The organism is Methanobacteriaceae archaeon, from assembly GCA_029219465.1.
Classification (GTDB): Archaea; Methanobacteriota; Methanobacteria; order Methanobacteriales; family Methanobacteriaceae; genus Methanocatella.
Map to the genome: position 1 here is coordinate 46,482 of JAQXTL010000020.1, position 14,807 is coordinate 61,288.

At 31.2% G+C, this 14,807-nt stretch carries 13 protein-coding genes; 8 read left to right on the plus strand and 5 right to left on the minus strand.

The window, feature by feature from the left end; all coding sequences use genetic code 11:
• Positions 1 to 14: 14 nt before the first annotated feature.
• The 3 genes from PUD86_08630 to PUD86_08640 are packed head-to-tail and all read right to left on the minus strand — an operon-like array spanning position 15 to position 1,870.
• A complete protein-coding gene (locus tag PUD86_08630; protein MDD6777342.1) occupies positions 15 to 392 on the minus strand; it encodes a hypothetical protein in 378 nt (125 codons plus the stop codon).
• Positions 392 to 862, minus strand: a complete 471-nt coding sequence (locus PUD86_08635) for a nucleoside deaminase (protein ID MDD6777343.1) — start codon at positions 860 to 862, stop codon at positions 392 to 394. Before PUD86_08635 ends, PUD86_08630 begins: the two co-directional genes overlap by 1 nt.
• A 33-nt stretch (positions 863 to 895) precedes the next feature.
• Positions 896 to 1,870: an acyltransferase gene (locus tag PUD86_08640; GenBank protein MDD6777344.1), complete on the minus strand. Its 975-nt coding sequence runs from the start codon at positions 1,868 to 1,870 to the stop codon at positions 896 to 898.
• A gap of 181 nt (positions 1,871 to 2,051) precedes the next feature.
• Here PUD86_08640 and polC point away from each other — a divergent pair, with 181 nt between their 5' ends.
• The 5 genes from polC to PUD86_08665 all read left to right on the plus strand — a co-directional run bounded on the left by polC (position 2,052) and on the right by PUD86_08665 (position 11,252).
• Positions 2,052 to 5,348: a DNA polymerase II large subunit gene (gene polC, locus PUD86_08645; protein MDD6777345.1), complete on the plus strand. Its 3,297-nt coding sequence runs from the start codon at positions 2,052 to 2,054 to the stop codon at positions 5,346 to 5,348.
• A 222-nt stretch (positions 5,349 to 5,570) separates the two neighbouring features.
• Entirely contained in the window at positions 5,571 to 7,880 is a 2,310-nt protein-coding gene (gene nrdD, locus PUD86_08650) for an anaerobic ribonucleoside-triphosphate reductase (protein ID MDD6777346.1), read from the plus strand.
• Between the two features lie 213 nt (positions 7,881 to 8,093).
• Positions 8,094 to 10,361, plus strand: a complete 2,268-nt coding sequence (locus PUD86_08655; protein MDD6777347.1) for a hypothetical protein — start codon at positions 8,094 to 8,096, stop codon at positions 10,359 to 10,361.
• Positions 10,362 to 10,611: 250 nt separating this feature from the next.
• Positions 10,612 to 10,902 (plus strand): 50S ribosomal protein L21e, encoded by a 291-nt coding sequence (locus tag PUD86_08660; GenBank protein ID MDD6777348.1) that lies wholly within the window; start codon positions 10,612 to 10,614, stop codon positions 10,900 to 10,902.
• Positions 10,903 to 10,907: 5 nt separating this feature from the next.
• On the plus strand, positions 10,908 to 11,252 hold the full coding sequence (locus tag PUD86_08665) for an RNA polymerase Rpb4 family protein (protein MDD6777349.1): 345 nt from the start codon (positions 10,908 to 10,910) through the stop codon (positions 11,250 to 11,252).
• A gap of 26 nt (positions 11,253 to 11,278) precedes the next feature.
• On the opposite strand, the gene PUD86_08670 is transcribed toward PUD86_08665, so the two are convergent.
• Together PUD86_08670 and PUD86_08675 are read right to left on the minus strand one after the other, a co-directional pair.
• Complete coding sequence (locus PUD86_08670; protein ID MDD6777350.1) at positions 11,279 to 11,719, minus strand: MarR family transcriptional regulator; 441 nt, start codon at positions 11,717 to 11,719, stop codon at positions 11,279 to 11,281.
• A gap of 13 nt (positions 11,720 to 11,732) precedes the next feature.
• Positions 11,733 to 12,350: a class I SAM-dependent methyltransferase gene (locus tag PUD86_08675; protein ID MDD6777351.1), complete on the minus strand. Its 618-nt coding sequence runs from the start codon at positions 12,348 to 12,350 to the stop codon at positions 11,733 to 11,735.
• Between the two features lie 199 nt (positions 12,351 to 12,549).
• Here PUD86_08675 and PUD86_08680 point away from each other — a divergent pair, with 199 nt between their 5' ends.
• From PUD86_08680 to PUD86_08690, 3 genes are read left to right on the plus strand one after another with little or no spacing between them, the layout of a single operon-like run.
• Complete coding sequence (locus PUD86_08680; protein MDD6777352.1) at positions 12,550 to 13,188, plus strand: DUF655 domain-containing protein; 639 nt, start codon at positions 12,550 to 12,552, stop codon at positions 13,186 to 13,188.
• Positions 13,189 to 13,196: 8 nt separating this feature from the next.
• A complete protein-coding gene (gene rsmA, locus PUD86_08685) occupies positions 13,197 to 14,069 on the plus strand; it encodes a 16S rRNA (adenine(1518)-N(6)/adenine(1519)-N(6))-dimethyltransferase RsmA (protein MDD6777353.1) in 873 nt (290 codons plus the stop codon).
• A 6-nt stretch (positions 14,070 to 14,075) separates the two neighbouring features.
• Positions 14,076 to 14,660, plus strand: coding sequence for a class I SAM-dependent methyltransferase (locus PUD86_08690; GenBank protein ID MDD6777354.1), 585 nt, complete (start codon positions 14,076 to 14,078; stop codon positions 14,658 to 14,660).
• Positions 14,661 to 14,807 lie beyond the last annotated feature (147 nt).

Sequence of the window (14,807 nt, forward strand, 5' to 3'; positions counted from 1 at the left end):
TTCTTTTTTTATTTTTAAAGTAATGTTTTAAACTCTTTTTTCATTAAAGAATCATCAACAAACTGATAATCTAATTTTTCAAATATTTCAACTAAAATATCATCACGACTATCAAAGCTAACAACAATGCTTTTAAATTCATAATCAATAGCTATTTTTTCAAGCTGTCTGATTAATTTGTAAGCTATTTTTTCTCTCTCATCATATGAGTTTAAAAATAAAGTAGTAATCTCTGCAGATTGTGAGTCATAAACTCTAAAACTAGCACATCCTACAGTTTTTTTAAAACTGACCAAAAGCAATACAACCTGAGGATCATCTAAAAAACAACCAAAAGATTTACAAAATTCAACAAATCTTTCATCAGTTTCATCTGTAACAATAATCTCCATTATTTCACCTCAGTAGTATTTCCAACTTTCTTAAGTTCTTCTTCCCACACACCAGGGTTTTGTTTAATAAAGTCTAAAAATAACTCTCTACATTCCATTTTATCCAATACAACAACTTCAACATCGTTAGATTCAAGGAAATTCTCTGCACCCATTAGTGTAGTATTTTCTCCAATAACCACTTTTGGTATGTTATAAAGAATAATAGCTCCTGAACACATTGAACATGGAGATAGTGTGGTGTAGAGTGTACATTCAATATAATCTTCATAGTTAAGACGTCCAGCATTTTCAATTGCATCCATTTCTGCATGCATAACTACTGAACTGTTTTGAATTAATCTATTATGGCCTCTTGATATAATCTTGTTATCTTTAACTAAGACAGCACCAATAGGCAAGCCTCCATCCTTTGAAGACTTTTTAGCTTCTTTAAGAGCTTCATCCATAAAATAATTATCGTTTGTCATTTTAAAAAAAGGAATAATAGATGAATAAAACATCTATTTAAATCTACTTAATAATCCTTTATTGGATTCTTTTTCTAATGCTTCCTCAAGTTCTGCAACTTGATTTTTCAAATCAGCAATAGCTTTGTTGGATTCATTAGATAATTTATCAAAACTACTTTCTTTAAGTCTGAGCTGATTTTTAAGTGAGGAAATTTCTTCTTTATATCCGTCAATTTCCTTTTTATTTTGAGAATCAACTTCATCTTTGTAGTTACCAATTTCAATTAGTTCATTTCTTAAAGTTTTAACTTCATCAGAAAGACTGGTATTTTCCTTTTTAGCAGCCTCTAACTTGGATTTGACATCACTTAATTCGTCAAACAAATCAGAATTTTCTTTCTTCAATCCTTCTACATCAATTGAATCGAGTTTTTCTTTGTATTGATCAATTTTAGCTTGTAAATCATCTTTGATAGTTTTGAGTTCTGATTCTAGCTTGTCTGCTCTTACTTTGTTGACTGCACCTTCAGCACCAAGTTTTCCAATTTTATCACTTAAATCAGCATTAATATCTAATTGATCATAATAGTTTCTGGTACTTTTTTCAAGAGCATCAGTCAATTCCAATTTGAGACTTTTAAGTTTTGAATTTTCTTTTTTAAGATTAGGAATTATATTATTAGTCAAATAATGAAGCTCATTTGATTGATTTGCTAATTTCTCATCTTTTTCTTCTAGTTGAGATTTTAGGTCATCTGAAATGTCACATTCATCGTTAGAAGATTCTTCTTTAACATCATCAGTAGGTTCTTCTACTACTTCATTTTCAATAACATCTTCCTTAGCAGATTCAATAACTACTTCTTCGTTAGGAACTTCTTGAACAGGTTCTTTAGTAATGGTTTCTTCAACTTCTACAACAGGTTTTGATTTTTCTTCATCAGACTTACGATTATTTTTGAGTTTATCTAAGTCTAATTTAACTTTACCACCGTACATGGCATTAATTGGTTTATCACTTGACATTAAAATCACCAAAATAGCAAAATTAATATTATAAAAATTCAACTACAAATTACAAATTAAAATTTATACTTTAGAATATTTAAGTATTACTAAATTTGATAAAAATACTATTGAAAATTTATTAATATCAGTAAAACCAATAATAATATATTAATTAATTTTTGTAACTTGTGGCGATACCATGGATTATTTTGATAGATTAGAAGCTGACACCCATCACCTATACGAAATAGCTAATGAAGCAAGGTCCAAAGGTCTAGATGTTGAATTAGAAACAGAAGTGCCTCTTGCAAAGGACTTAGCTGAAAGAGTTGAAGGGCTTGTTGGTCCTGAAGGCGTAGCTAAAAGAATTAAAACATTAGAACAAGATATTACCAGAGAAGAAGTTGCTTTTGAAATTGCTGCAGAAATTGCATCCGGAAAGTTTGAACTTACTGGTGAAAAGGCAGACTGGGATACAGAACAAAGATGTGACCAAGGCCTTAGAACTGCACTTGCTATTCTTACAGAAGGAGTAGTAGCAGCACCTCTTGAAGGAATTTCAGATGTTAAAATCAAAGACAACTTTGATGGAACAAAATATATTGGAGTATATTTTGCAGGACCTATTAGAAGTGCAGGAGGTACTGCAGCTGCACTAGCTGTACTTTTAGGAGATAAAATCAGACAAGCTATTGGTATTGATGTATTCAAACCAATAGATGATGAAATCGAAAGATACGTAGAGGAAGTTGAGTTATACGAATCAGAAGTTACAAATTTACAATACTCACCAACACCAGAAGAAGTGAGATTCGCTGCAAATCACATTCCAGTAGAAGTATCCGGAGAACAAACTGATAAAGTTGAAGTATCACACAGGGATTTGGAACGTGTTGAGACAAACAACATCCGTGGTGGAGCATTGCTTGCTATGGTTGAAGGAGTAATTCAGAAATCTAAAAAGATTAAAAAGATTTCTAATAAATTAGGTCTTGACTGGGATTGGCTTGAAGAATATTCCAAACCTAAAAAAGATGACTCCAAAGAAGATGCTGGAGATTCTGATATTGTTCATGAACCAAAATATATTCAGGATATTATTGGTGGAAGACCAGTTCTTGGATATCCTTCTGAAAAAGGAGGATTCAGGTTAAGATATGGAAGATCTAGAAATACAGGTCTTGCAACAATGGGAGTTCATCCTGCAACAATGGCATTACTTGATTTCTTAGCAGTTGGAACACAACTTAAGATTGAATATCCTGGAAAAGGTAACTGTGTAGTTCCTGTTGATTCTATTGAAGGACCTACTGTTAAACTTAAAAATGGAGACGTGTTAATCTTAGACACTGTAAAACAAGCACGTGAAGTTAAAAAAGATGTTGTTGAAATCTTATTCTTAGGTGACATGCTTGTTGCATTTGGAGAGTTTTTAAGAAACAACCAGCCATTATTCCCATCAGGATGGTGTGAAGAATGGTGGATTCAATTATTAATGAGAAGTGAAAACTTCGATAGTGAAAATACTGATTTAGATTTACATAAATTGGAATATGAATATTTAACTGCAAAAGAAGCATTTGAATTAAGTGAAAAATACGATATTCCACTTCACCCAAAATACACATACTGCTACAATGATGTAACAATAAAAGACTTAAATTCATTGATTGAGTTAATTGAACAAGGAAAATCAACATTCAGTGAAGATGAAGGAATGAAACTTGATTTATCCTATCAAAAAAGAATTCTTGAGATAATCGGAGTTCCTCATCTTGTACGTGACAACAAAATTATTATTGACAAAGACCATTCATATTCACTCATAAAAACATTAACTCAAAAATTACCTGAAAAAGAAACTACTCTTGAAGCTTTAAATGAAATTTCCAAAATTAAAATCATAAATAAAGCACCTGCATACATTGGTACACGTGTAGGTAGACCTGAAAAGTCAAAAGAAAGATTAATGAGACCTGCACCACATGGATTAATTCCTATTGGAAACAATGGTGGGTCCAGAAGACTTGTCGCAACAGCAGCTAAAAAAGGAAGTATCAAAGTAGATATTTCAAGAAGAAAATGTACCAATCCCGATTGTGGAATCAGCTCCTTTGGATCACTTTGTCCAAAATGTGGAAGCCCAACTGAAATGGGAAATCCATCCTTAAAAACAATACCTCTTGCAGCTATGCTTAAGAAAGCTTCAGATAACGTTAAAGTAAGACGTGTTGATGAAGTTAAAGGTGTAGTAGGTATGATTTCAGAATCAAAATTACCTGAACCTATTGAAAAAGGAATACTTAGAGCAAAACATGAAGTATTCACATTTAAGGATGGAACCATCAGACACGATTCAACTGATTTGCCACTTACTCATTTCATACCAAGTGAAATTGGTGTTACAGTTGAAAAGCTACTGGAAATGGGTTATGAAAAAGACTGTTACGGCAACCCAATTGAAAATGAAGATCAAATTATTGAGCTTAAGGTTCAGGATATTGTTATTTCTGATAATTGTGGAGAATATTTGCTTCGTACTGCTCAATTCATTGATGATGAGCTTGAAAGATATTACCATATGGATACATTCTATAATGTTAAAGAGAAAAGTGATTTAATCGGACACTTGGTTGCAGGTCTTGCACCCCACACTTCAGCAGGAGTACTTGGAAGAATTGTAGGATTTACAAAAGCATTAGGTTGTTATGCTCACCCTTACTTCCATTCTGCAAAGCGTAGAAACTGTGACAGTGACGAAGATGCAGTTATGTTGTTATTAGATGCATTAATCAACTTTTCAAAATCATATTTACCAAATACTAGAGGAGGAAGTATGGATGCTCCTTTAGTTTTATCTTCAAGAATTGACCCTGAAGAGATAGATGACGAATCTCACAACTTAGATATATTTGACAGATTCCCTGTTGAATTTTATGAAGAAACATACACTCCTCATAAGCCTGCAGAAGTTCTAGAATACATTGATAATGTAGAAATGCATTTGGGAACTCCACAGCAATATGAAGGATTAATGTTTTCTCACCACACTTCAAGTATCCATGCAGGACCTACTGTTTGTCTTTATAAGAGATTGCCTTCAATGAGAGAAAAGGTTGAAGCTCAAATTGCACTTGCAGAAAATATTAGAGCAGTAGATCAAAGAGGTGTTGTAGAAAAAGTATTGTCTTCACACTTCCTGCCTGACATTATGGGAAACTCAAGAGCATTTTCCAAACAAAAGGTAAGATGTCCAAAATGTGGTGCAAAATACAGAAGAATACCACTTACCGGAAAATGCAGTTGTGGTGGTAATTTAATCTTATCTGTTTCAAAAGGATCTGTTACAAAGTACCTTGAGATATCACAGGAACTTGTTAATAGATATCCTGTTTCACATTACTTAAGACAACGTTTAGAAATCCAGGAATATGGTATTAACTCGTTGTTTGAAAGTGATAAATCAAAACAGAGTTCTTTAGATATTTTCTTCTAAAGAATTACTTTTCATACGCTCTTGGGATTTTAAATAATAACCGGACAACCATACCTAATAATATATAGTCCACAACCAAGGCGAATGTTTTATATGCAATCATATTCAATATAATATTGAAGATGTTCGTATGGTTACGAACATTTTATTATACATGAGATTACATAGTATAATATGTGAGAGAGCATACTCTCTAAACCAAAATTAAATGGTGTGTTGAAAATGGAAAACTTTGAAAACGACTTAAAAAAATCTGCAAAAATTAATGTAGAGAAAAATAATGGGATTACTGAAAGATTCAGTTACGAAAAATTATTAAAATCATTAATCATGGTTGAAACCCCCTTTTTCGAATCTGATAAAATCGTAGCTACTGTAATATCCCAATTATACGATGGAATTAAAACCAAAGAAATCAAAAAAATCGTACACGAATGTTTAGAAGATATTGACTCTGAAGTTGCAAACAAATACTTAGCAAGTACCAGATTAAAAGTACGTACTTCCAGAGACACTATTGAAGCATTTGACTTATCAAAAATTGCAAATACCTTAATTGAAGAAACCGGAGCAAGTCAAGAAACTGCATTCGAAATTGCTACTGAAACCTGGAAAGAACTCAAAAAGTTAAATGTAGAGTACTTAACCGCTCCAATGATTAGGGAAATTGTTAACACAAAATTAGTCGAATACGGTTTAGAAGATTTAAGAAGCAGATACACTCGTTTAGGTATTCCAGTATACAACATTACCAATTTAATTGAAAACGGTAACAGAGACAATGCTAATATGATTCACAACCCTGAAAGTATTCACAAACATGTAGCAGACGAAGCATTAAAACAATATGCTCTTTTAAAAATGCTTCCAGCACACTTAGCAGATGCTCACATGTCTGGTGACATACACATTCACGACTTAGAATTCTTCGCTGGAAGACCTCTAAACTGTATGCAACACGATATTAGAACTTTCATCAAATACGGACTTAAAGTAGACGGTACTGGTGATCATACCTCCATTGCAGGAGCACCAAACCACATGGAAACTTTAATGAACCACACTGGTGAAATTATGCTTGCAGCACAACAAAACATGTCTGGAGGACAAGGAATGTCCCTTTGGAACGTATTTGTTGCACCATTTGCAAGAGGCAGAACCTACGAAGAAATCAAACAATCTGTACAAATGCTTGTTTACAACTTGAACATGGCATATGCTGCTAGAGGATCTCAAGTTCCATTTACAAGTATGGCATTAGAATTCGGAGTTCCTGACTTCTTAAAAGAAGAAACTGCATACGGACCTAAAGGACAAGTAGTTGGAACCTATGCTGACTTCGAAGAAGAAACCAGATTAATCCAAAGAGCATTTACTGAAACATTACTTGAAGGAGATAACGAAGGAAAACCTCATTTATTCCCTAACACAATCTACACTCTCCGTAAAGAAACAATGACCAGTGAATACGAAGAAGACATCAGATTAGTTCACGAATTATCTGCAAAATACGGTTCATCCTACTTTGTAAACATGTTCCCTAAATACAGAGGAGACATGGCTAACTACATGGGTTGCAGAACCTGTTTACAAGATACCTGGACTGGTGACTGGGATCAAGACTGTTTAAGAACCGGTAACCTTGCATATGTTACTTTAAACTTACCAAGAATCGGATATCAATCCAGAGATGAAAGCCAAGTATTCGAATACTTAGATGAATACATGGATCTCGCAGTTGAAACCTTAATGCTTAGAAGAGAACAAGGTTTAAAATGTTTAAATGATTTCCACATTTTACCATTCTTAAAACAAAAAGTTGCTGAAGATTCCTACTACAGAATCCAAAATTCAACATTATCCTTCGGTTTTGTTGGACTTAACGAAATGTTATCCTCATTATTCGGAGCAGGTATTGATGATGCAGATGCAAACAAATTTGGTGTAAAATGTATTGAATACATTAACGATAGAGCTAACCAATTAAAAGATGAAACTGGACTTAGATGGTCTGTTCTCCAAACTCCAGCTGAATCCACTGCATACAGATTCGCAACACTTGATAAAAAACAATACGGAGATCAAGCTATCTTACAAGGTGATGGAAATGCTAATTACTACACCAATTCATCTCACGTACCAGTAGATACTGGAATGTCTCTTATTGAAAAAATCAAAATTGAAGAACAATATCACAGTATCACCCCTGGTGGACACATTTTCCATGCATTCATGGGAGAATCTTACTCCGATCCAGATTCATTAATGAGTTTAACTAATAAAATCGCTAAGAAATCCGATATTGGATTCTGGGCTTACAGTTCTGCATTAAGTTTCTGTCTTAAATGTAAAACTTTAATGAAAGGATTAAACAATGTCTGTCCTACTTGTGGAGAACAAGACGATGTAGAATGGTATGACAGAATTACCGGTTACGTACAACAAGTTGGACGTGCAAAATCTGCATCCGGAGGATGGAACCCTGGAAAACGTCAAGAATTAATTGACAGAAGAAGATTCGAAGATAACTAAAATGGTTATCTTCACACACACCATTTTTAACCCTTAACTAAACCATCAAGCTAATTTTCAACACTTTTTTTAACAATTGTATTCCTAATAAAATAGATATTTTGTAAAGTATAATTGAAAAGTTTAAATATGTAGTTTACTAAAAGTAATACTGAAAATTAATAAAATATATTTGAACTATTAATTTTTATAAGATATTTTTTTGGAGATATAATGAGAATAAAAAATTTTTCTATTTTAATATTTGTATTATTAATCTGCTGTATCGGCGCAGTTAGTGCTACAGAAGATAATACTATTGATAATAATTTAAATGAGATAAATACACAAGATTTAATCTCAATAAGTAATGAAGAATCAGTTAGTGTGGAGGAAACTGCATTAACTGAAAATATATTAAAATCTGAGTCAACTACACACGTAGTTACAAATCAAAACTATAAAGATTATTTTGATGAAAATAATACTTTAACTGATTTAGTTAAAGACGGAGACACCTTAGATTTACAAGGTAACTTTACAAGCTCCGAAGATGAAAAATTCATAATGGAAATTAACAAACAAGTTAATATCATATCATCTACCAAAGATGCAACATTCATATCAACTGCAACAGATAAAATTAGCTTTAACATTGTTGCAGGAGCAAATTATACTAATTTAAGTGATATTAAATTCATAAACACCTGTGTATTCGTTAAAGGTGCATCACACGTAACCATTGATGGAATTACCATCATTGCAAATGAAAAAGGTGTGGGTTCTGGAACTGGTTTTGCTTCAATTCACTCAAATTCATACTACACCACTGTTAAAAACTGTTATATTGAAAATGGTGGTACCGGTTCAAGTTGTCTTGTATTAGGTAAAGGAGGAAAATACGCAACCTTTGATAATAACGTATTTAACATAACAGGTTCATCAGGTAACGTATTATCATCTAACATCTACGTTGGAACTGGAGATAATCCTGAATTCGTAAATTACACCAATAATGTAATTAACAGTCAGGTTGCTGGATCTGCATTCATGTATGGTATTACAGTATGTGGTCAAGGAAACCTTATTGAAAATAATACATTAAACAACTTTAAAGGAAACGGAATTATTAACCAATACGGAGCTACCTCAACTAAAAACATATACAGAAACAACACCATTACCGGTGGAGGATCAATGGCTATTGGAACTTACAGTATTGTAGAAAACAACAAAGTTCAAGCAGTAATGACCATTACTGAAGGCTGTATCGCAACCGGCAACACCGTAAAAGGATTTACTATTTCTGGAAAACACACCACTGTTAAAAACAATGACATTAACGGTACCATAACAATTTCCGGAACCAATACTACATTTTGTGACAACAATATTGAAGGTACTTTAAGCATTGCAAAAGCTGCAACCAATACACTCTTTCAAAACAATACAATGAAAGGAAGTATGACTGTTTTATCCAATAACAATACCATTTCTGGAAACTTAATCAACACCACTGGTGATTATGCAATTGATTTACAAACCAGTGAAAACAATACTATTTCAAACAATGTATTAGTTGCAAACGGTAAATTCGGAAATGATGCAATTAATGGAAATGAAAGTACCAACATCATATTAACCAATTTAGGTTTCAAAGCAACCATTAGCTTAGTGCTTCCTGAAAGCATTAACACTAAAGAATCATTTATAATTGAAGTTAGTGTTGTAGATGAACTTAAAAACCCATTAAATGGTAAAGTTGTTCTTCAATTAAATGACGGCAGCCAAGTATCCTGTGATATTGTTGATGGAAAAGGTACTATTAACTGCGTTGGAAGTACCCCTGGTTCAACCATGGAATTTGAAAATACTAATCTCACCAACATTGAAGGATATGAAAATGTAGTGCTTAATGCAGGTAGTATTAAAGTTAACAAACTTGATTCCACTATCATTGCTAAATACATTGTAATGACATACAACAGCAATACTGCATGTATTGTTACATTAAGAGATAGTGAAGGAAATGTTATTAAAAATGCAAAAGTAAGCGTTCTTATTAATGGAAAAACTTCTGTTTTAACTACTAACAGCCAAGGTCAAATTAAAATCACAAATAGTTTAGTTCCTAAACAATATAGTGTAAAAATCAGTTTTGCAGGAAACAATGCTAATAATAAAGCAACAAAAACAGTTAAAATCACTGTTAAAAAAGCAACTGCAAAATTAACAGCAAACTCAGTGACCTTCAAAGCTAAAACAAAAACTAAAAAATACACTGTAACCTTGAAAAACAACGCTGGTAAAGTTATGAAAAATACCAAAGTTACATTAAAAGTTAAGGGTAAAACCTACACTGCTACAACCAACAGTAAAGGTAAAGCAACATTCAAAATAACCAAATTAACTAAAAAAGGTAAATACAGTGCAGTAATTAGTTATGCAGGTAACGCATACTATAATAAATTAAGTAAAACTGTAAAAATTACAGCAAAATAGTAGATGAAAACTCATCTACTACACTCTCTTTTTTATCTAAAAATATTAAACTTAATAAATATTTTTTAAAAAATACTAAAAAACTAAAAGTATATTAATACCATTAAACTAAAATTATAATATTATCATATTACTGAGTGATAATTCATTATTTTCACATTCTATGTTACTAGTATTTATGGGCAATTTAATACTAGGTCGCTGATAACATAGATTAATATTACCCAGACAGCTGATAAGAGGTTATATTATGCAAAGATCAAGAGGATTAAAAAGTAGATCAAGAAAAAAAATGACTAAAACTCAAAGACCAGGAAGAACCAACCCTATTACTAACAGAATGCAAAGATTCGAAGAAGGGGACTTAGTTCACGTTACCATTAACCCAAGTATCCAAAAAGGACAACCTGCTCCTAGATTCCATGGTAAAACTGGAAAAGTCACTGGTCAAAAAGGTAAAGCTTACATTGTATCCTTAAAAGAAGGAAACAAAGCAAAAGAATTAATTGTAAGACCTGACCACTTAAAATTACAAAAATGATTTCTATGATTGGAAAAGAAATTATTGAAAGTGAACCAATATCAAGTGCAGAAGTAAGAAAAATTCTTGAAGATTTTTCACAAGAAAATGAATTAAACTACGAACAAAATATTACTTTAAATCACCTTTCAAGATTTAAAAGATATTCCGTTGAAGATTCAGAAGAAATCGTTGCAAAACTTCAAGAAGAATTTGGTTTAAGAGACAAGCTTGCAGTACGTATCGCTAACTTAGCTCCACAAGATTTAGCAGATTTAAGATTAATTTTAGCTAAAGAAAGTGCAAATCTTGACAAAGCAGATATGGAAAAAATTCTTGAACTCTTAGAACAATACGATATAGAAGAATAGTTTTTAACTATTCACTCTTTCTTTTTTTATAAATTTTTTAGAATCTTATTTAATAAACCAATGAGCATATTTCGCTCTTCATTATTATCCAAACATTCCATTATTCTTTTAAACTCATTTTTTTCGAATTCATCATGTTCTTTTTTAATTGATTCTCCTTTTTGGGTAAGAATTAGGATAAATGAGCGTCCATCATTTGGATTTTTCTTTCTTTTTAAAATATCTTTTTTCTCAAGCCTATCAATTGTACTTGTTAGAGTGCTTTTGGGAATTTTAAATGATTCTTGAATATCCTTTATAATTACATTATCATTTTCGTAGATTTTGTTTATAATACTCATTTCAAATAAACTGACATCACTTGTAAAATGATATTTATCTTTAAATTCATCAGTATATGTTTTACAAACAAATCCATGAACTACTTCACTAAACTCATCAATCTGTTTATTTAAATCTTCATCCATAATATCAACTTAATTATTTATTTACATCTGCATTAATAAAGAATTTATTCCATTTTAACAATTTAAAGTTATTTGGAGTGAAATTAGCTTCTTTTAATAAATCTAAAATTTCATCCTCATTATAAATTCTAACATCCCCACTGTTTGAAAATCTAATGAAAAAATTCATAATATCCCTTATAACTACCGGAGCTGTTGGATCACCAATAATTAATGTTCCATTACTTTTCAAAACACGATTTACCTCAAGTAATGCTTTGTTAGGATTTGGATAATGATGGAAAGATGCATTACAAAATACAACATCAAATGTATCAGAATCCCATGGAATTTTTTCACAATCCCCTACTTTTAACTCAGCACAACCCTTTAACGATTCATCAGCAATTTTTATCATTTCATCTGCAATATCCAATCCAAAAAGCTCAATATTATTGTTAGTATCATTTAACTGTTTAAGCAAAATTCCTGAACCACATCCTAAATCTAAGACTTTTTTAGGTTTTTTAGACAATACTCTAGTTATCATTTCCTGATACATTGGCATTGTAAATGCTCCTTCACGGCTTTTAGAGTATCTCTTTGCATTTTTATTAAAAAACTCCCTAGATTTTTCTTTATTATCACTCATATTATCAACTTGTTTAAATTAAAATAGTTCATATATCGTACTATTTAATTCTATGTTCGAACTATTATTTAAAGTTACTAGACTGAACAATCAAATACAAGATTTTAGATATCTTTATTATACTTAAAAAATAAATTATAAATCAGTTTATTTATAAAAACTAATCTTAGTTTTATAAAAACAATAGTGAGTGATAAAGATGGTTGATAATAAAAAAAGAAATGGAAAAAAACCAACTAGAAAAAAAGAACAACAAGCAGTTGTTCTTGATTATTTAAGCCGAGGCTATGTTAAGTCAGATATGTCTAAATTTGGCGGAAAACCTATTGCTCAAGCTATTGGTACAGAACAATTCACTTTACTCGAGTTAATTCCAAAACACGGTGTTGATTTAGAAATAGGAGATACCGTATACATTGGAGCAAACAGAAAAGAGAAAACAAAAATTCACAGAGTTCTTGGATTATTGGACTTTGAAAAGTTAACCGCAACAAGTAGAATTGAATTAGATTATTCAATCAGAGACATTGTTACTTCAAATGAAGAAAAATATGTTAACTTCTTTAATACAACCGGTGCAATCAGTACAAGACTTCACACACTCGAGTTAATTCCAGGTATTGGTAAAAAATACATGTGGGATATTATTAATGCAAGAGAAGAAAAACCATTTGAAAGTTTTGCAGACATAACAGAAAGACTTCCTACATTAACTGATCCTGCAGGAATGATTGTAAATAGGGTTAAACAAGAATTAGATAAAAATACAGTCAAAAGAGGAAAAAGTAAGTATTACATATTTACTCAAGTTCCAAGAAGACCTAAAACTCAAAAATAAGTGATAAATTGAATAGTGAAAATTCCCCATCCCTTTCTAAGGTAACAAAAAGCATCCTAAACGAAAACGGGATTAAGTTAAACAAGAATCTTGGTCAGAATTATTTAATTGACAAAAATAAAAGAGACCAGATTATTAACTTTGGAAACATCAATAAAGATGATGTAATCTTGGAAATCGGAACAGGAATTGGAACACTCACAATTGAACTTGCCAAAAAAGCAAAAAAGGTAATAGCTATTGAACAGGACTCAAATATCTGTAAAATATTAGCTAAAAGGCTTAAAGACGAAAAAATAGATAATGTAGAATTGATTAACGATGATGCTTTAAATGTTGAATTTCCAAAATTCAATAAAATCATCTCTAATCTACCTTATCAAATCTCATCACCAATTACTTTTAAATTTTTAGATTATGATTTTGATTTGGCCATTTTAATGTATCAAAAAGAATTTGCTGATCGTATGAATGGCGAAGTTGGAACAAAAAACTATTCTAGACTTTCAACCATGCTATATTTCAAATGTGATGTGGAAAAATTAACTGATGTAAGTGCTGAAAGTTTTATTCCAAAACCAAAAATTGATTCTTCTGTTGTTAAGCTAACACCAAAAGAAAATAAAATTTCACACGAAGACTTTAAAGTTTACTCCAAATTCACAAAGGCTTTATTCCAACACAGAAACAAGAAAATCAGAAATGCTTTAATTGATTCAAGACACGTAATAACCAATTTGGATAAAAAAGAAATGAAAAAGTGTATGAATTCAATTGAAGATGAAAAATTAAATGAATATTTAAAAAACAGGGTTGTTGCAATTACTCCTGAAGAAATACTATTTTTATCAAAACAACTAAACTCACTTTTAAACGGATAGATTACCATGCAAGATTTTAAAATCAATATTGACGATAATGTTTATATTCCTGCAGAGGACAGCTATTTACTTGCAGACAATCTGGAGATTAAACAAGGACAAAGTGTTTTGGAAATTGGAACAGGATCTGGTATTGTTGCCATGTATGCATCAAGGCTAACTGATAATATTACTGTAACAGACATTAATTTTGATGCATGTGAGCTTGCACGCAAGAATTTCGAAGACAATGGCATTGAAAATATTGAAATTTTGTTTGGAAATCTCTTTGAACCTGTAAAAAATAGAAAGTTTGATGTAATTTTATTTAATACTCCATATCTACCTACCGAAGAAGATGAAGTTTTAGATGACACTATAAATTATGCATTTGACGGTGGATTAAATGGTAGGAAAGTAATTGATTTGTTTTTAAATGAAGTGGGAAATCATTTAAATGATAATGGAATTGTACAGATAATACAGTCTTCACTTTCAGGTAATGAAGAAACTTTAGAAAAATTAGATCAGTTAGGTTTTGTATCAGAAATAGCTGCAAAAGAACATTTCTTTTTTGAAGATATAACATTAATAAATGCTTATAAAATTTAAAAAAAGGAGTCTGTAAAATTTTATAGGCTTATTTAATTTTTATGTGATTTTGAGTCCAATTTTGCATTTGGAAGTCTAAAAATGTCAGAATTCCTTCTTTAGTTTTGTATAATTTCTTTATTATTTCTGGATTGGTTTGTCTGTAGT